Genomic DNA, 15,859 nt, shown 5'->3' on the forward strand with positions numbered 1-15,859 from the left:
CAAGGCGGCCGCCGACGCGCAGACTGCGACAGTGACGGCGGCGACCACCCAGGGCCGCGTTCCGGCCTTCTCGATCACCAACGTCTGAGACGGCGGCGGGTTCTGCACCAGACGCGACAGGGCCTTCAGCGTGACCAGCGCCTCCTCGACCGTTTCCTTGATCTGAGCCTGCGGACCCAGTTCGCGCTTGATCCAGCGCTCGACCACCGGCTTGGCGGCTTCCCACAGATCGTGATCGGGGTTCAGGCGGCGCGCCACCCCCTCGACCGAGACCATGGTCTTCTGCAGCAGAACCAGTTCAGGGCGCATATGCATGTCGAACAGGGCGGTGATCTCGAACAGCTGGCCCAGCAGGCGGCCCATCGACACCTGGCTGGCCTGGCGGCCGATCACCGGCTCGCCGACCGCGCGCAGGGCCTGGGCGAAGGTGTCGACCGAATGGTGCGGCGGCACGTATCCAGCCTCGAAATGGACCCGGCTGATGCGGTCGTAGTCGCGGCTGATGAAGCCCCACAGGATCTCGGCCAGGTAGCGGCGCTCGGCCGGGCCCAGCCGCCCGACGATGCCGAAGTCGATGGCCGTCAGTTGCGCGGGGGCGTCGGCGAACAAATTGCCTTCGTGCAGGTCGGCGTGGAAGACGCCGTGGTCCAGCGCCTGAACCAGGAAGGCGCGCACCACCTTGTCGGCCAGGGCGTCCTTGTCGAGACCGGGCAGGTCGACCAGCGCCGGGTCCGTCATCGGCAGGCCCGGCGCCCATTCCAGCGTCAGCACCCGCTTGCCCACCCCGTCCCAGACGACGGCGGGGGCGGACATATAGCCGTCCTTGGCCATGACCTCGGCCAGTTCGGAGGCCGCCGCCGCCTCCAGCCGCATGTCCAGCTCCAACTGCAGCGACTGGGCGATGATCTCGACGAAGGCGCGCGGCTCCAGCCGACGGGCGGGCTCGACGAAGCGGTCGACCAGCTTGGCGCCCAGACGCATGGCGTCCAGCCCCTGGGCCACGCGGCGCTCGACGCCAGGGCGCAGCACCTTGACCGCCACCTTGCGCCCATCGGCCAGCCAGGCGGGATGCGCCTGAGCCAGAGAGGCGGCGCCCATCGGTTCGGTCAGATCGATGAACAGGCTCTCAGCCGGACGGCCCAGCGAGCGTTCAATCTCGCGCTTAGCCTCTTCCAGCGGGAAGGGCGGCAGCTTGTCCTTCAGACGCCCCAGATCCTGGGCGAACTGCAGGCCGAAGATGTCGGCGCGGGTGGCCAGCACCTGCCCCAGCTTGATGGCGACCGGGCCGAGATGCTCGAACGCTTCGCCGACACGCTGGCCGGGTCGCCCGGCGCGATGCCTGCGGCTGGCGAACAGCTGGATCAGGCGTGCGAACGGGCGGCCCCAGGCGGGCAGCAGGGGGTTGGCCTCGCGCGGGATCAGGGCGTCGTGACGCGCCAGAACCCAGCCCCAGCGGATCATGCGCAGGGCCGCGCCCACCGGATGGCGGACCGGCTGGGCCTGCGGCGTCGGCGGCGGGGCGTTGAAGGTCAGCCGGCTCAGATCGCCCACCCGTGGTGGATGGCGGCGATCCCGCCCGACAGATTGGTGACGCTGACGCGGCTGAAGCCCGCCTCCTCGATCATCCGCTTGAAGGTCTGCTGGTCGGGGAAGCGGCGGATGCTCTCGACCAGATACTGGTAGCTGTCGCGGTCCTTGGCGACCAGCTGGCCGATGCGCGGGATGGCGTGGAAGGACCAGGCGTCATAGGCCTTCCTCAGCGCGCCCGTCGTCGGCCGCGAGAACTCCAGGCAGATGAAGCGGCCGCCGGGCTTCAGCGCGCGACGTGCCTCACGCAGGGCCTGCGGAATGTCGGCCACGTTGCGAATGCCGAAGCTGATCGAATAGGCGTCGATCGAGGCCTCCGGCAGCGGCAGGTGCATGGCGTCGCCGACGCCCCAGGCCATCTCGGGCTCGCCGCCCTTGGCCACGCCGTTCAGGATCATCTCGGCGTTGTAGTCCATGACGATGACCGTGGCGTCCTCGCCGCCGCGCCGTTCCTGCGCCGCGCGGGCCATCTTGGAATAGCGGCGCGCCATGTCGCCGGTGCCCCCGGCCATGTCCAGCACCACCTCGCCCGGCCGGACGTTCAGCTTGGCCGCCGTCGCATCCTTCCAGATGCGGTGGACGCCCGCGCTCATCAGGTCGTTCATCAGGTCGTAGTTGGAGGCGACGGAGTTGAACACGCCGCGCACCATCTGCACCTTTTCCTTGGCGTCCACGTCGCGGAAGCCGAAGGAGGAGGTCTTGCCGGAAGCGTCGGAGGAGGGATCGGCCTGGGTCATGGATGGGGGTGTAACGCCTCCCGTCGCCGCCGTCATCCGGGGAAGCGTCGCATCTGACGCAGGCTGGCGGCTTGTCGCGCCTCGGGGGCCGCGATACGCCTGAACAAAATCCAAGGAGACGCCCATGACCGCCGCCCTCGACGTGACCAAAGTTCTGGCGGGCCTGCCCGACTGGCGCCGCGCCGACGATCCGCGCCCGGCCATCGCGCGCACCCTGCGCTTCGCCGATTTCAACGCCGCCTTCGGCTTCATGACCCGCGTCGCCCTCTTGGCCGACAAGGTCGATCATCATCCGGAGTGGTCGAACGTCTACAACCGCGTCGAGGTGCTGCTGACCACCCATGACGCCGACGGAGTGACCGAGCGCGACGTGGCGATGGCCCGCTTCATCGACGCGGCGGTCAAGGGTCTGGTCGAATGACCGGCGGGCGCGTCGCAGGCAAGGCGGCCCTGATCACCGGCGCCGCCGGGGGTCTGGGCCAGGCGATGGCCCGGATGCTGGTCCGCGAAGGGGCCAAGGTGGCGCTCAGCGATCTGGATCTGAACGGCGCGCGCGCCCTGGCCGAAACGATCAACGCCGACCACCCCGGCATGGCCTTCGCCTATGAGCACGACGTCACGCGCGAGGACGACTGGGTCCGCGTCGTCGGCGCGGCGGTCGAGGACATGGGCGGCCTCAGCATCCTGGTGAACAACGCCGGGATCGGCGGCCAGCTTTTGTGGGCCGAGCAGGACACGCTGGAGAACTGGCGCAAGGTTCAGGCGATCAACCTGGAATCCGTCATGCTGGGCTGCAAGCACGCCATGGCGTCGCTGCGGGCCTCGGGCGCGGGGTCGATCGTCAACATCTCTTCGATCGCGGGGCTGGCGGCCGCGCCGGGCATGGGCGCCTATAACGCCACCAAGGCGGCGGTCTGGCTCTACACCAAGACGGTGGCGCTGGAGGCGGCCAGGGCGGGCTGGAACGTACGCGCCAACTCGGTGCATCCGGTCTTCATCAAGACGCCGATCCTCGATCCCTTCGTCGCCATGGCGGGCGGGGACGAGGCGAGTGCGCACGAAAAGCTGGCGCGCGGCATCCCGCTGAAGCGCATCGGCGAGCCGGACGACGTGGCCTATTGCGTGCTTTACCTGGCCTCAGACGAGTCCAAGTTCGTGACCGGCGCCGAGTTCAAGATCGACGGCGGGCTGACGGCGCAGTAGGGCGCGCGAGCTTATATACTCCGCTCATCCCGGCGGACGCCGGGATCCAGTGAGAACTGCGCGCACAGCGGTCTCCAATGTCCAGCCTGGGGCCAAAGAACTGGGTCCCGGCGTCCGCCGGGATGAGCGGAAGTCGGGAGCAACGAAAAAGGGCGCTGCGGTCTCCCGCAGCGCCCTTCCGTCTTCAGGCCGTAAAGCCCTAGTTGCCGTAGGCGACCGGCATGGCCCCTTCGCCGCCGGTGCGATAGCGGTCGCGCAGCAGCAGGTTGCGCGCCTGCAGCGGCTGATCCACCCCGTCGATCAGCACGGCCGAGGGCTGGCTCAGCGGCTCCAGCGGATCGCCGGACCAAACCACGACGTCGCCCGCCGCCCCGGCCTTCAGTTCGCCGAACTGGCCGTCAAAGCCGAAGATGCGGGCCGGGTTGACCGTGATCGCCTGGATGGCCGCCGCGAACGGCAGGCCGTGCGAGACGGCGTTGCCGGCGTTGTAGCGGATGTCGCGGGCGCGGTGGGCCGAGCCCTCATTGCCCTTGATGGCGATGACCACGCCGGCCGCGTTCAGCGCCGCCGCATTCTGCATCCGCGCCGCCCGCATCTCGAAGTTCGAGGGCAGGTTGGTGATCGGGTGCAGCAGGACCGGCACATTGGCGGCCGCGATCTCATCGGCCACCAGCCAACCTTCGGCGGCGCCGTCGAGGATGATCTTGATCCCCTCCTCGCGCGCCAGCCGCAGCACCTGCTGAATGTCCGAGGCGCGGTTGACGGTGACGATCAGCGGCATCGAACCATTGGCTACCGGGATCAGAGCCTCCAGGTCGGCGCGCGACAGGGACAGGTCGCGCAGCGCCGCCCGGTCATAGGCCGCCTTGTTGCGCGCATAGAGGCGCGTCTCGGCCATGGTCTCCTTGAACAGGACGAACTCGGCGCCGCGCGCGCCGCCCGCCACGCCCTTCCCGGCCTCGCCGAACGGGGCGACCATGGCCACGCGCGGCTTCACCAGGATGTCGGCGCCGCCCAGCTTGATGACCGCCGCCTGACCGGCGAACAGGCCCGGCGACTGATAGCCGCCGTGACCGGCTCCGGCGAAGTCGCTGTCGTCATGGCTGTGACCGCCCCCCGAGCCCGCGTGCTGGGGCGTGACCACCGCTCGGGTGACGCCGCCCAGACGGGCCGTCGGCAGGGTGAAGGACCAGGGGTCCAGGCCGTAGGACAGGTCGAAGGCCGCCGTCAGGGTGTTGGCGTTGTTCGACAGATCGTTGGAGCCCCGCACCGAGCCGACCTCGGTCCCGGCCAGGCCGGAATCCACGGCGACGAAGCCGGGGGTGACGATCTTGCCGCGCGCGTCGATGACCCGCAGACCGGCCGGCGCCGCGCCGGTTCCGACCGAGACGATCTTGCCGTTGCGGATGACGACGGTGCCGTTCTCGATCACCGAGGTTCCGGTCAGCACCTGGCCGCCGGTGATGGCGACATCCTGGGCCAAAGCGGGCCCAGCGAGAGCGAGCGCCGCGACAGCGCCCGCGAGGAGAGTTTGGATACGCATGGTTCAGCGAGCTCCCTGGGCGACGCCGGCGGCGGCCTGGCCGAAGCCGGGCTGGCCCAGTTCGAAATCGGACACGGGCTGGAAGGCGGGGTTCTGGCGATCGAAGGCCAGGCCGCCGTCGATGAAGACCTGATCGGCGCGGGCGTAGATCGAGAAGGGATCGGCGCTCCAGATCACCACGTCGGCGCGCTTGCCGTTCTCCAGCGAACCGGTTTCCTTGTCGATGCCGATGGACTTGGCCGCATTCAGCGTGATCCAGCCGATGGCGTGCTCTTCGGAAATGTTCATCCCGGCGCGGCGGCCGGCCGACAGGGCGGCGGCGGCTTCCTGGTTCAGACGCTGGATCAGTTCGGCGTCGTCCGAGTGGATGACGGCGCACGAGCCCTCGGGCGCGTCGGTCAGGGCGGCGTTCTCCTCGATGCCGTCCAGGGCCTCCATCTTGAAGCCCCACCAGCCGGTCCACATGGCGGCGCAGACGCCTTCACGCGCCAGCAGCGGCGCGATCTTGTAGGCCTCGACCGCATGGTGGAAGGTAGTGATCTTGTAGCCGAACTCCTTGGCCACATCGAGCATCACCGCCATCTCGTCGGCGCGGTAGCAGTGGTTCTGGATCAAGATCGACCCGTCCAGCACGCCCGCCAGGGTCTCAAGCTGCAGATTGCGGGTCGGAGGCGTGCCCTCGCCCGTCTCGCGCCACTTGTCCCACTTGGCCTTGTAGTCGCGCGCGGCGATGAAGCCGGCGCGATAGCCCGCGACATTGCCCATGCCGGTGGCCGGCGATTGGTTGCGCGAACCATAGACCCGCGACGGGTTCTCGCCGCAGGCCATCTTCAGGCCATAGGGAGCGTTGGGGAACTTCATGCCCTGCATCGTCACCGACGGCACATTGCGCAGGGTCACGCCGCGACCGCCGAACAGATTGGCCGAGCCGGGCAGGATCTGCATCGTCGTCACCCCGCCCGCGCGGGCGGTGTTGAAGCCGGGATCCTGCGGCCAGATCGAGTGCTCGGACCAGACCTGGGCGGTGTTGGGGTTGGTGGCTTCGTTGCCGTCGCTCATGCCCATGACGCCCGGCGAAGGATAGACGCCCAGGTGGCTGTGGATGTCGATGATGCCCGGCGTGACGAAACGGCCGCGCGCATCGACCACCTGATGGCCCGCCGGGACCGGCGTGTCCGCCCCGCCGACGGCGGCGATGCGGCCGTCGGTGACGACGACGACGCCGCCCTCGATCTTCTGGCCCGCGCCGGTCAGCACCGTGGCGCCGACGATGGCCATGTTCTGGCGCGGCAGGCCGCGATAGGTCGAGGGATAGGGGTCCGTATTGGCCCAGCCGTCCAGACCCGGCGCCATCGTGCGGTCCTTCGAGGACGACGCGGCGGAAGCCGTCTCGGTCTTGGGCGCGGCGTCGCCGGTCGTGGCGCAGGCCGACAGGCTGAGCGCGCCGAGCGTGCAGGTGAGAACGGCGAGGCTTGGACCCCGCAGGCGACTGAACAACATGGGCGAGCCCCCTCGCGCCCGCGAACTGCGGGCAGACAACGGCGCGTATACAATCGCCAGTTTCCGTCAGGGTAAAGCTTTAAAAGCCGCCGCTCGCGGCAAAGTCAGGCGCTGGATAGGCGGGCGCGGACCTCGGCGTCGTCCAGGCCCTCGACCTCGATCATTTTCAGCCGCGACTGCCCGCCGCGCGCCAGGGTCACGTCGCGCTTGGGCACGCCCAGGGTCTTCGCCAGAAAGGCGGTCAGGGCGGCGTTGGCCTCGCCCTCCACCGGCTGGGCGCGGACGCGGACCTTCAGCACCGGACGGCCGTCCGGATCGACGTCCCAGCCGTCGATGCGGTCGGTGGCGGCGCGCGGGGTCAGCTTGACGGGAATGCGGGCGTTCATGGGACGTGTTTGGCCCAAGGAGAGGAAAGGTCCAAATTTTCGTCATTCTCCGGCAAGCCGCGCAGCGGCGTAGACCGGGGAACCCAGCGGCGCCCGGAGGGCGAAACTCCACGCGCCGCGCCTTCAGTAAAGATCGCCTTTGGCGCCGCTGGGTCCCCCGGTCTCGCTCCGCTCGCCGGAGGATGACGAAAGATAAGGCGCGCCAAAAAGAAAACGCGCCGGACGACCCCTCGCCCGGCGCGCTTCCAACTCAGCGTGTGAAACCGATCAGCCCAGGGCGGCCATCAGTTCCGGCACGGCGGTCTTGTAGTCGGCGACCAGGCCGTAGTCGGCGATCTGGAAGATCGGGGCGTCGGCGTCCTTGTTGATCGCGACGATCACCTTGGAGTCCTTCATCCCGGCCAGGTGCTGGATGGCGCCCGAGATGCCGATGGCGATGTAGAGGGCCGGAGCCACGACTTTGCCGGTCTGACCGACCTGATAGTCGTTGGGCGCGTAGCCCGCGTCGACCGCCGCGCGCGAGGCGCCGACGGCGGCGCCCAGCTTGTCGGCCAGGGGGTCCATGACGGCGTGGAACTCTTCAGCCGAGCCCAGGGCGCGGCCGCCCGAGACGACGATCTTGGCGGCGCCCAGTTCGGGGCGGTCCGACTTGACCATTTCTTCCGAGACGAAGGCGGTCTTGGGCGCTTCGCCGGCGGCGACGCTCTCGACCGAAGCCGATCCGCCTTCAGCGGCGGCGGCGAAGGCCGTCGGGCGCACGGTGATGACCTTCTTGGCGTCGGCCGACTGGACCGTCTCCAGCGCATTGCCCGCATAGATCGGGCGCACGAAGGTGTCGGCCGAGACGACTTCGACGATGTCCGAGATCGGCGCCGTGTCCAGCTTGGCGGCGATGCGCGGCGCGAAGTTCTTACCGTCGGTGTTGGCCGGGGTCAGGATGGCGTCGTAGTTCCCGGCCAGCGGCAGGACGGTGGCCTCGACAGCCTCGGCCAGACCGTGAGCAACGGCGTCGCCTTCGGCCAGCAGCACCTTGCGCACGCCCGCGATCTTGGCGGCGGCGTCAGCCACGGCCTGAGCGCCCTTGCCCAGGACCAGAACGTCCACGTCCGACGACAGGGCCAGGGCGGCCGTCACGGTCTTGTGGGTGGTGTCGCGAACGACCGAGCCGTCGTGGTCGGCGATGACGAGAACGGCCATTACAGAACCCCTGCGTCTTTGAGCTTGGAAACCAGTTCGGCCGCATCGGCGACCTTGACGCCCGCCGAACGCTTCGGCGGCTCCGTCACCTTCAGCACCTTGAGGCGGTCCGCCGTATCGACGCCGTAGTCGGCGACCGCCTTCACGGCGATCTCCTTCTTCTTGGCCTTCATGATGTTGGGCAGCGACGCATAGCGCGGCGTGTTCAGGCGCAGGTCGACCGACACCACGGCGGGCAGTTCGGCCGCGACGGTCTGCAGGCCGCCGTCGACTTCACGGGTGACGACAGCCTTGCCGCCGTCGATGACCAGCTTGCCGGCGAAGGTGGCCTGCGGCCAGTCCAGCAGGGCCGCCAGCATCTGACCCACGGCGTTGTTGTCGCCGTCGATCGACTGCTTGCCCAGCAGCACCAGGTCCGGCTTCTCTTCGTCCACCACGGCCTTCAGCACCTTGGCGACGGCCAGCGGCTCCAGGTCCGTGTCCGACTGCACCAGGACGCCGCGATCGGCGCCCATGGCCAGGGCCGTGCGGATGGTTTCCTGCGCCTGGGTCACGCCGATGGAGACGACGACGATTTCCGTCGCCGTGCCCGCGGCATGGTGTTCCTTGCCTTCCTTCAGACGCACGGCCTCTTCGACGGCGATCTCGTCGAAGGGGTTCATGCTCATTTTGACGTTGGCCAGGTCGACGCCGGTCTGGTCCGCCTTCACGCGGGCCTTGACGTTGCTGTCGATCACCCGTTTCACCGGGACGAGTACCTTCATGAGCCTATCCACTTGGTCATCGAAATGTCGGTCGAGGGATTGGACCGATGAAACCGACCTGTCAACGTAACGCTACGTGAACTGCGGTCGTGTCGCGGACGCATTTTTGATCTATTGAGACGAGCATGAAACGCTTCCTGACGATCCGGCGCCTCAGCTTCATCTTCTTCAGCCTGTTCGCGGTGACGCTGGCGGGGGTGTTCATCCTGCAGCGTTTCTGGGTCGATCCGGGCGACCGTTGCACGGCCAAGGGCTATTGGTACGATCTGGAGACGCGCATTTGCGCCCAGCCCATCTACATCCCTGACATCACCGGCCGCCCGGCGGGCACGACGCGCGCCGAGGCCTCGAATAAGGCCAATCAGGAGTTGCTGGTCCTCGAAGACCAGGTCAACGCCCAGAAACGCGCCCGCGCCGCCGCCACAGAGGCCGAGCGTGAACGGGTGAAGGCGCTGCAGTCGCAGTAGGGGCCGCGCCTCAGCGCGTCGCGCCGGGCCGCCACAGGACATCGCCCGCGCCGTTGGCGTTGGCGCGGCGAGCGGCGACGAACAGCAGGTCCGACAGGCGGTTGAGGTAACGCACCGCCTCCGGGTTCACGACCTCGCCCGATTCGACCAGGCGCACGGCCTCGCGCTCGGCCCGACGGCAGACCGTCCGCGCCAGGTGCAGATGCGCCGACAACGGCGAACCGCCCGATAGGATGAAGCTGTCCAGCGGCTTGAGGCAGTCATTCATCCAGTCGATCTCGGATTCCAGCCGCTCGACCTGCGTGGCGATAATGCGCAGGGCCTCCCATTTGGGCGCCGGCTCCATCGGCGTGGCCAGATCGGCGCCGAGGTCGAACAGCTCATTCTGGATGCGGCCCAGCATGGCGTCGATGCGGTCGTTCTGGCCGCTGTTCAGACGAGCCACGCCGATGACGGCGTTCAGCTCATCCACCGCGCCATAGGCCTCGACCCGCTGATCCGTCTTGGACACCGGCGCGCCCGAGGCCAGGCGAGTCTGCCCGGCGTCGCCAGTGCGGGTGTAGATCTTGTTCAGCGTCACCATGACGCGCCCTCCCCTGTTCCTGTTGGTGCGCGCCTCAGCCCGCGTGCGTGCGCTTCAGCCACATGCCGATCATCAGCAGCAGCACCGCCACCGCCTGAAGGATGATGCGCAGCCGCATCAGCTTGTTCGAGCGGACGCTCGCGCCTTCCCCGCCCTTGTTCAGGTTGTAGAGGCCGAAGCCCAGGGTGACGACGACGCCGGCCACGGCGATCAGGATCAGAATGTCGATGAAGTCCATGCCCGCTTCTTAGGCCCGACCGCATTCCCGCGCCAGACGTGTCGAAACGGGGGCGCAATTGCGACCTATTCGCACACCCCCATTGCACTGAGAATGCGAACGCTGTTGAGAGGCGTTCTCATTTTTAAAGGCTCCCTCTCCGAATGTCCTGCTTCCGCTCGTCACGCCGCTCGTCCCTGCTGGCCGCCACCGCCCTGATGACCGTCGGCGCCGGCGCGCCCGCCCTGGCTGACGAAGCCGCGGCGACGATGGAACAGACGCACAAGGTGGCCGACGTCGTGGTCACGGCCTCGGGCTTCGAGCAGAAGATCACCCAGGCGCCCGCCTCGATCAGCGTCCTGCCGCGCGAAGAGATCGAGGAGATCCGCGCCACCTCGATCGCCGAGATCCTGAACAACATCGAGGGCGTCGACACGGGTTCGGGCGTCAGCAAGACCGGCGGCCAGACCATCAACATCCGCGGCATGGGTTCGGACTACACCCTGATCCTGATCGACGGCCGTCGCCAGAACACGGCGGGCAGCGTCACGCCGAACGGCTTCGGCGAGACGTCCAACAGCTTCCTGCCGCCGGTCTCGGCCATCGAGCGGGTCGAGGTCGTGCGCGGCCCGGTCGCCACCCTCTACGGCTCGGACGCGATGGGCGGTGTGGTCAACATCATCACCCGCAAGGTCGGCGACGCCTGGACCGGCTCCGCCTCGGCCAACTACACCTTGCAAGGCGATGACGAGTTCGGCGACTTCTGGGGGATCAACGGCTACGCCTCGGGTCCGCTGATCGCTGACCGCCTGGGCCTGGCCCTGCGCGGCTCGTGGTCCGAACGCGAGCAGTCGGACCTGAAATACCGCGACGTGAACGGCGATGAGGTCGACGTCACCGGCTTCGGCCGCAGCGCCACCGCCTATGAGATCTGGACCCTGGGCGCCCGCCTCAGCCTGACGCCGAACGCCGACCATGACCTATGGCTGGACGTCGACGCCGCCAGCCAGTGGTACGACAACGCCAAGGGCCAGATGGGCACCAACACAGTCGCCGGCGGCTACAAGGACTTCCTGGAGTTCAACCGCGAGCAGTACCTGCTGGCCCATAACTGGCGTCTTGGCTTCGGCACGCTGGAATCGACCCTGTCGCACAACAAGACCGAGACGCTGGGCCGTCTGATCCCGCGCGGCGTTCCCGGCGCCGGCGATGACCGCACCCTGGAGACCACGACCACCCTGTTCGACACCAAGCTGAACAGCCAGTGGCGCAACCACACCTTCACCGTCGGCGGCCAGTATATGGACGCTGAAATGACCGACGGCGTGGCGGCCGGCAACTTCACCTTCGAGCAGTGGGCCCTGTTCGTCGAGGACGAATGGCGGCTGCGCGACGACCTGGCCCTGACCGTCGGCCTTCGTTACGACGACCACTCCAGCTTCGGCGACCACGTCAGCCCGCGCGCCTATCTGGTCTGGAACGCCAATGAGCAATGGACCCTGAAGGGCGGCGTCAGCGGCGGCTACAAGACCCCGCGCCTGGAACAGCTGACCCCCGGCATCAACGGCTTCGGCCGCCAGGGCGCCTTGCCGCTGATCGGCAGCCCCGGCCTGACCCCGGAAACCAGCGTGGCCTATGAGTTCGGCGTCTATTTCGACAACGGCTCGACCTTCCGCGCCAACGCCACCGTCTTCCGCAACGACTTCGAGGACAAGATCGCCTCGGGCCAGCCGATCGCCAACTGCACCTTCGGCCTGACCCAGGCCCAGTATGACGCCGGCGACTATTCCAAGACGGGCTGCGCCGATGTCGGCTTCTGGTCGGCGATCAAGGAATTCGGCCAGAGCGTGAACATCGACGAGGCCACGACGCAGGGCCTGGAAGTCGCCGCCCGCTGGCGCTTCGCCGACGCCTGGAGCCTGCACGGCAACTACACCTACACCGACAGTGAACAGAAGACCGGATCGCAGGCCGGCCAGCCCCTGACCGACACGCCCGAGCACATGGTCAACGCCCAGCTGCGCTGGCAGGCGACCGACCGCCTGTCGACCTGGGTGCGCGGCGAGTACCGCTCGGAGCGCTGGCGCGGCCAGGGCGCCGCCCGCGACGCCCTGGGCGACTTCAAGGCCTATGAGCTGTTCCACATCGGCGGCTCGTACGAGGTCAATGACCGCGTGACGGTCAACGCGGCGATCTACAACCTGTTCGACAAGGACTTCGTCCGCCTGGCCCCCTACGGGACGCCCGTCGCCTATTCGCCGGAATACGCCAACAATCAGGAGCCGCGTCGTCTGTGGATGTCGGTGACGACGACCTTCTAAACCCCACTTCAGTTTCCTCCCCGACTCACCGGGCCGCTTCCTTGAAGGATGCGGCCCGTTTTTTTGACCTGCGCCAAACTAAGCCGTTGGTCACCTTTGGCTGGCAGGGTGGCCGCCATGACTGATCGCGCCATCCGCAATCTCGAACACTTGCGCCGCACCGCCTCGACTGCGCGCGTGCTGAATCTGCTCAAGGTCTATGACGAGCACGGCGACAGCGAGGACTGGGCCGAGCATCCGATGTTCCGCAACCCGGCCCTGAACCGCGCCCTGATCATCAAGCACCGGCTGCGGCGCAATGAGACCGACGCCTTTCCGGGCCGCCGCCAGGTGGCGACCAAGATCGTGGTGCCGATCGACAGCACCGACCTGAAGACCGGCGGCCGCTTCATATTCGTCAATCAGATCGGCTTCGAGCGCGCCATGCACGAGGCCTTCGGCGTCGATCCCGATCACCCGGACCTGAAGACCCTGCGTTTGATGGACCAGCTGCCGTCGCTGGACCCCTTCCTGCTGCGCGAACAGCTGCGACGCGGCGGCGTGGACGCGGCGCCCTGCTACTTCGCCCTCAGCGAGGCCGACCTGGAGCGGATGCAGGAGTTCGTCCAGAAGGAGATCGAGCCCCTGGTAACGCTCAGCATCGGCGACGGGGTGGTGGCAGCCGGGTCGACCGCCCGCATGGCGTCTAAGATCCTGTCCAACGCCCCCGGCGACCGACTGGACGCCCTGCGGCTGACGCTGAAGCTGGAGCCGGAACAGTATCAGGAAGGCGTCTTCTGCTGGAAGGGCTTCCTCTACTACAAATGGGCGCTGACCAGCCTGATGGCGGACATCGTGCACGTCGCCGACGAGGTGGGAACGGTCCAGCCGGTCGGCCCCAGCGACCAGGCCGCCAAGGACTACATCACCCGCGGCCGAGCCGTGCTGCGCGGCCGCATCATGAAGACCTGCGAAGAAGTCAGCCGCACCCTGCGCTACTACGACGACGCCTATGCGGGACTGACGCGCGAGGGCAATCCCGTGGCCTTCCGCGACTTTCTTCTGGAGGCGCCCGCCCTGTTCACCCGCCTGGGCGACCAGCTGGGGGCGGTGCAGCACATCGTCAGCTTCTGGCGCTTCCGTTTCAGTCCCAAGGCGCCGCCGGTGGGCGTGGAGGAGCTGATCGACATCTTCATGGACTTCGAAACCGGCCTGATGGGACGCGGAGCCGACGAGTACGATCCGCGCGACGCGGCGTAGGCACAAAGAAAAACCCCGCGCCGTCGCCGGCGCGGGGTTCTGTCTTCCAGACCTGAGACAGGTCTTAGTAGCGGTAGTGTTCCGGCTTGAACGGGCCCTCGACCGGCACCGAGATGTAGTCGGCCTGGTCCTTGCTGAGCGTCGTCAGCTTGGCGCCCAGCTTGGCCAGGTGCAGGAAGGCGACCTTCTCGTCCAGGTGCTTGGGCAGGGTGTAGACCTGGTTCTCATAGGCCTTGGCGTTGGTCCACAGCTCGATCTGGGCCAGCGTCTGGTTGGTGAAGGACGCCGACATCACGAAGGACGGGTGGCCCGTGGCGTTGCCCAGGTTCACCAGACGGCCTTCCGACAGCAGGATGATCTTCTTGCCGTCCGGGAACTCGATGTGGTGGACCTGATCCTTGATCTTGTCCCACTTGAAGTTCTTCAGGCCGGCGACCTGAATCTCGCTGTCGAAGTGGCCGATGTTGCAGACGATGGCGTTGTTGCGCATGGCGCGCATGTGCTCGACGCGGATGACGTCCTTGTTGCCCGTGGTGGTGACGAAGATGTCGGCCTTGTCGGCGACGTCTTCCAGGGTCTGGACCTCATAGCCTTCCATCGCCGCCTGCAGGGCGCAGATCGGGTCGATTTCGGTGACGATCACGCGGGCGCCGCCGTTGCGCAGCGAAGCCGCCGAGCCCTTGCCCACGTCGCCGTAGCCGCAGACCACCGCCACCTTGCCCGACAGCATGACGTCGGTGCCGCGACGGATGGCGTCGACCAGCGATTCACGGCAGCCGTACAGGTTGTCGAACTTCGACTTGGTGACGCTGTCGTTGACGTTGATGGCGGGGAAGGGCAGTTCGCCGCGTTCGGCCATCTGATACAGGCGGTGGACGCCCGTGGTCGTCTCTTCCGACACGCCGCCGATGGCGTCGCGGATGGCCGAATAGAAGCCCGGCTTTTCCTTCAGGTAGCGCTTCATGACCGAGAAGAGGGCTTCCTCTTCCTCGTTCTGCGGATTGTCCAGGACGGAGGCGTCCTTCTCGGCCTTCGGACCCAGCACGCACAGCAGGGTGGCGTCGCCGCCGTCGTCCAGGATCAGGTTGGGATAGCCGCCGTCGGCCCATTCGAAGATCTTGTGGGCGTAGTCCCAGTATTCCACCAACGTCTCGCCCTTGAAGGCGAAGACCGGCGTGCCCGACGCGGCGATGGCGGCGGCGGCGTGGTCCTGGGTCGAGAAGATGTTGCACGAGGCCCAGCGCACTTCGGCGCCCAGGGCTTCCAGCGTCTGGATCAGCACCGCCGTCTGGATGGTCATGTGCAGGCTGCCGGCGATGCGGGCGCCCTTCAGCGGCTGGGACGCGCCGTATTCCGCGCGCAGCGCCATCAGGCCCGGCATCTCGGTTTCGGCGATGGCGATTTCCTTGTTGCCGAAGTCGGCCAGGGAGATGTCGCGGACGATGTAGTCGGTCATGCAGAAATATCTTTCGGCCACTGTCGGGGGATCGCCGTCGCTATAGCGCGGCGCGGCGACGGGAGCAATCAAGACATAAGGATGTCTTTATATGAGCGGCGGCTCGTCTGAATCGGGGACGTCTCGAGACGGTTAAGGGAATCTACGCAATCCGGGCTTAACCCGGCCAATACCCTCTTGATGACAAGGGGTATTAGGGCTCTCCCCCCGCCCTGCCGTTGAAACGAGTTTGCGTCATGGCTTCCCACGAGATCGACCGTCGCATGAATTTCATGGGGCTGGGTCGGCCGTCCGCCGGTTACAGCGCCATCTCCCCACTTCTGCGCCGCAACGCGCCCCTGGCCCTGGCCGCCTTCTACGACAAGGTGCGCGCCGAACCCGAGACCCGCCGCTTCTTCCGCGACGAAAGCCATGTCGCCGCCGCCAGCACCGCTCAGCAACGTCACTGGACCGCCATCATCGACGGCCGCGCCGACGAGGACTACGCCGCCTCGGTGCGCACCATCGGCCGCGTCCACGCCCGCATCGGCCTGGAGCCGCGCTGGTACATCGGCGGCTACAGCGTCATCCTGGCCCATCTGACCCGCGCCATCATCGAGCGGCCCAGGAAGCTGTTCGCCAATCGCCGCGAACACGACCGCATCACCGCCGAGGCCGTG

16 protein-coding genes are annotated in these 15,859 nt (G+C 67.5%); 6 read left to right on the forward strand and 10 right to left on the reverse strand.

Features of this window, described 5'->3' with window-relative positions; genetic code table 11:
* Nucleotides 1-1,551, reverse strand: a 1,551-nt coding sequence (gene ubiB / locus B2Y21_RS05920; RefSeq protein WP_292057902.1) for a 2-polyprenylphenol 6-hydroxylase, incomplete at its 3' end; no start/stop codon positions are given.
* The gene (locus B2Y21_RS05925; protein WP_292057904.1) at nucleotides 1,539-2,324 is read right to left on the reverse strand and encodes a class I SAM-dependent methyltransferase; all 786 of its coding nucleotides are present in this window, start codon (nucleotides 2,322-2,324) and stop codon (nucleotides 1,539-1,541) included. The genes ubiB and B2Y21_RS05925, both read right to left, overlap by 13 nt.
* Before the next feature lie 124 nt (nucleotides 2,325-2,448).
* On the opposite strand from B2Y21_RS05925, the gene B2Y21_RS05930 reads away from it, so the two are divergent.
* Together B2Y21_RS05930 and B2Y21_RS05935 are read left to right on the forward strand one after the other, a co-directional pair.
* The gene (locus B2Y21_RS05930; RefSeq protein ID WP_292057906.1) at nucleotides 2,449-2,745 is read left to right on the forward strand and encodes a 4a-hydroxytetrahydrobiopterin dehydratase; all 297 of its coding nucleotides are present in this window, start codon (nucleotides 2,449-2,451) and stop codon (nucleotides 2,743-2,745) included.
* A complete protein-coding gene (locus tag B2Y21_RS05935) occupies nucleotides 2,742-3,527 on the forward strand; it encodes an SDR family oxidoreductase (RefSeq protein WP_292057908.1) in 786 nt (261 codons plus the stop codon). Before B2Y21_RS05930 ends, B2Y21_RS05935 begins: the two co-directional genes overlap by 4 nt.
* A gap of 199 nt (nucleotides 3,528-3,726) precedes the next feature.
* Here the strand turns inward: B2Y21_RS05935 and B2Y21_RS05940 are convergent, their stop codons facing one another.
* The 5 genes from B2Y21_RS05940 to B2Y21_RS05960 form a co-directional block, all read right to left on the reverse strand.
* Nucleotides 3,727-5,070: an amidohydrolase family protein gene (locus B2Y21_RS05940; RefSeq protein ID WP_292057910.1), complete on the reverse strand. Its 1,344-nt coding sequence runs from the start codon at nucleotides 5,068-5,070 to the stop codon at nucleotides 3,727-3,729.
* Nucleotides 5,071-5,073: 3 nt separating this feature from the next.
* On the reverse strand, nucleotides 5,074-6,570 hold the full coding sequence (locus tag B2Y21_RS05945) for an amidohydrolase (RefSeq protein WP_292057914.1): 1,497 nt from the start codon (nucleotides 6,568-6,570) through the stop codon (nucleotides 5,074-5,076).
* Between the two features lie 104 nt (nucleotides 6,571-6,674).
* Complete coding sequence (locus tag B2Y21_RS05950) at nucleotides 6,675-6,956, reverse strand: DUF167 domain-containing protein (protein WP_292057917.1); 282 nt, start codon at nucleotides 6,954-6,956, stop codon at nucleotides 6,675-6,677.
* Between the two features lie 267 nt (nucleotides 6,957-7,223).
* Nucleotides 7,224-8,153 carry an electron transfer flavoprotein subunit alpha/FixB family protein gene (locus tag B2Y21_RS05955; protein ID WP_125900398.1) on the reverse strand — a complete coding sequence of 310 codons (930 nt, stop codon included), beginning with the start codon at nucleotides 8,151-8,153 and terminating at the stop codon, nucleotides 7,224-7,226.
* Nucleotides 8,153-8,917 carry an electron transfer flavoprotein subunit beta/FixA family protein gene (locus B2Y21_RS05960; protein ID WP_292057920.1) on the reverse strand — a complete coding sequence of 255 codons (765 nt, stop codon included), beginning with the start codon at nucleotides 8,915-8,917 and terminating at the stop codon, nucleotides 8,153-8,155. The genes B2Y21_RS05955 and B2Y21_RS05960 overlap by 1 nt, the downstream gene beginning before the upstream one ends.
* 125 nt (nucleotides 8,918-9,042) lie before the next feature.
* Between B2Y21_RS05960 and B2Y21_RS05965 the strand changes: the two genes are divergently transcribed.
* Nucleotides 9,043-9,384: a hypothetical protein gene (locus B2Y21_RS05965; RefSeq protein WP_292057921.1), complete on the forward strand. Its 342-nt coding sequence runs from the start codon at nucleotides 9,043-9,045 to the stop codon at nucleotides 9,382-9,384.
* 10 nt (nucleotides 9,385-9,394) lie between these two features.
* Here B2Y21_RS05965 and B2Y21_RS05970 read toward each other — a convergent pair whose 3' ends face one another.
* Both B2Y21_RS05970 and B2Y21_RS05975 read right to left on the reverse strand, forming a co-directional pair.
* On the reverse strand, nucleotides 9,395-9,967 hold the full coding sequence (locus B2Y21_RS05970; RefSeq protein WP_125900395.1) for a cob(I)yrinic acid a,c-diamide adenosyltransferase: 573 nt from the start codon (nucleotides 9,965-9,967) through the stop codon (nucleotides 9,395-9,397).
* A gap of 34 nt (nucleotides 9,968-10,001) precedes the next feature.
* Nucleotides 10,002-10,205 carry a twin transmembrane helix small protein gene (locus B2Y21_RS05975; protein WP_292057925.1) on the reverse strand — a complete coding sequence of 68 codons (204 nt, stop codon included), beginning with the start codon at nucleotides 10,203-10,205 and terminating at the stop codon, nucleotides 10,002-10,004.
* Between the two features lie 143 nt (nucleotides 10,206-10,348).
* On the opposite strand from B2Y21_RS05975, the gene B2Y21_RS05980 reads away from it, so the two are divergent.
* Together B2Y21_RS05980 and B2Y21_RS05985 are read left to right on the forward strand one after the other, a co-directional pair.
* Nucleotides 10,349-12,505 carry a TonB-dependent receptor domain-containing protein gene (locus tag B2Y21_RS05980; RefSeq protein ID WP_292057927.1) on the forward strand — a complete coding sequence of 719 codons (2,157 nt, stop codon included), beginning with the start codon at nucleotides 10,349-10,351 and terminating at the stop codon, nucleotides 12,503-12,505.
* A 117-nt stretch (nucleotides 12,506-12,622) separates the two neighbouring features.
* A complete protein-coding gene (locus B2Y21_RS05985; RefSeq protein ID WP_292057928.1) occupies nucleotides 12,623-13,744 on the forward strand; it encodes a hypothetical protein in 1,122 nt (373 codons plus the stop codon).
* A gap of 64 nt (nucleotides 13,745-13,808) precedes the next feature.
* On the opposite strand, the gene ahcY is transcribed toward B2Y21_RS05985, so the two are convergent.
* Nucleotides 13,809-15,200 carry an adenosylhomocysteinase gene (ahcY, locus tag B2Y21_RS05990; RefSeq protein WP_292057929.1) on the reverse strand — a complete coding sequence of 464 codons (1,392 nt, stop codon included), beginning with the start codon at nucleotides 15,198-15,200 and terminating at the stop codon, nucleotides 13,809-13,811.
* Between the two features lie 236 nt (nucleotides 15,201-15,436).
* On the opposite strand from ahcY, the gene B2Y21_RS05995 reads away from it, so the two are divergent.
* Nucleotides 15,437-15,859 (forward strand): protoglobin domain-containing protein (locus B2Y21_RS05995; protein WP_292057930.1); only part of this gene is annotated, 423 nt, incomplete at its 3' end.

The organism is Brevundimonas sp. UBA5936 (assembly GCA_002430835.1).
GTDB lineage: Bacteria > Pseudomonadota > Alphaproteobacteria > Caulobacterales > Caulobacteraceae > Brevundimonas.

What these genes read in the sequence shown, in the direction of transcription:
- B2Y21_RS05925 (WP_292057904.1), bottom strand. Translation starts at nt 2,324, where the DNA reads ATGACCCAGGCCGATCCCTCCTCCGACGCTTCCGGCAAGACCTCCTCC.
- B2Y21_RS05930 (WP_292057906.1), top strand. Translation starts at nt 2,449, where the DNA reads ATGACCGCCGCCCTCGACGTGACCAAAGTTCTGGCGGGCCTGCCCGAC.
- B2Y21_RS05935 (WP_292057908.1), top strand. Translation starts at nt 2,742, where the DNA reads ATGACCGGCGGGCGCGTCGCAGGCAAGGCGGCCCTGATCACCGGCGCC.
- B2Y21_RS05940 (WP_292057910.1), bottom strand. Translation starts at nt 5,070, where the DNA reads ATGCGTATCCAAACTCTCCTCGCGGGCGCTGTCGCGGCGCTCGCTCTC.
- B2Y21_RS05945 (WP_292057914.1), bottom strand. Translation starts at nt 6,570, where the DNA reads ATGTTGTTCAGTCGCCTGCGGGGTCCAAGCCTCGCCGTTCTCACCTGC.
- B2Y21_RS05950 (WP_292057917.1), bottom strand. Translation starts at nt 6,956, where the DNA reads ATGAACGCCCGCATTCCCGTCAAGCTGACCCCGCGCGCCGCCACCGAC.
- B2Y21_RS05955 (WP_125900398.1), bottom strand. Translation starts at nt 8,153, where the DNA reads ATGGCCGTTCTCGTCATCGCCGACCACGACGGCTCGGTCGTTCGCGAC.
- B2Y21_RS05960 (WP_292057920.1), bottom strand. Translation starts at nt 8,917, where the DNA reads ATGAAGGTACTCGTCCCGGTGAAACGGGTGATCGACAGCAACGTCAAG.
- B2Y21_RS05965 (WP_292057921.1), top strand. Translation starts at nt 9,043, where the DNA reads ATGAAACGCTTCCTGACGATCCGGCGCCTCAGCTTCATCTTCTTCAGC.
- B2Y21_RS05970 (WP_125900395.1), bottom strand. Translation starts at nt 9,967, where the DNA reads ATGGTGACGCTGAACAAGATCTACACCCGCACTGGCGACGCCGGGCAG.
- B2Y21_RS05975 (WP_292057925.1), bottom strand. Translation starts at nt 10,205, where the DNA reads ATGGACTTCATCGACATTCTGATCCTGATCGCCGTGGCCGGCGTCGTC.
- B2Y21_RS05980 (WP_292057927.1), top strand. Translation starts at nt 10,349, where the DNA reads ATGTCCTGCTTCCGCTCGTCACGCCGCTCGTCCCTGCTGGCCGCCACC.
- B2Y21_RS05985 (WP_292057928.1), top strand. Translation starts at nt 12,623, where the DNA reads ATGACTGATCGCGCCATCCGCAATCTCGAACACTTGCGCCGCACCGCC.
- ahcY (WP_292057929.1), bottom strand. Translation starts at nt 15,200, where the DNA reads ATGACCGACTACATCGTCCGCGACATCTCCCTGGCCGACTTCGGCAAC.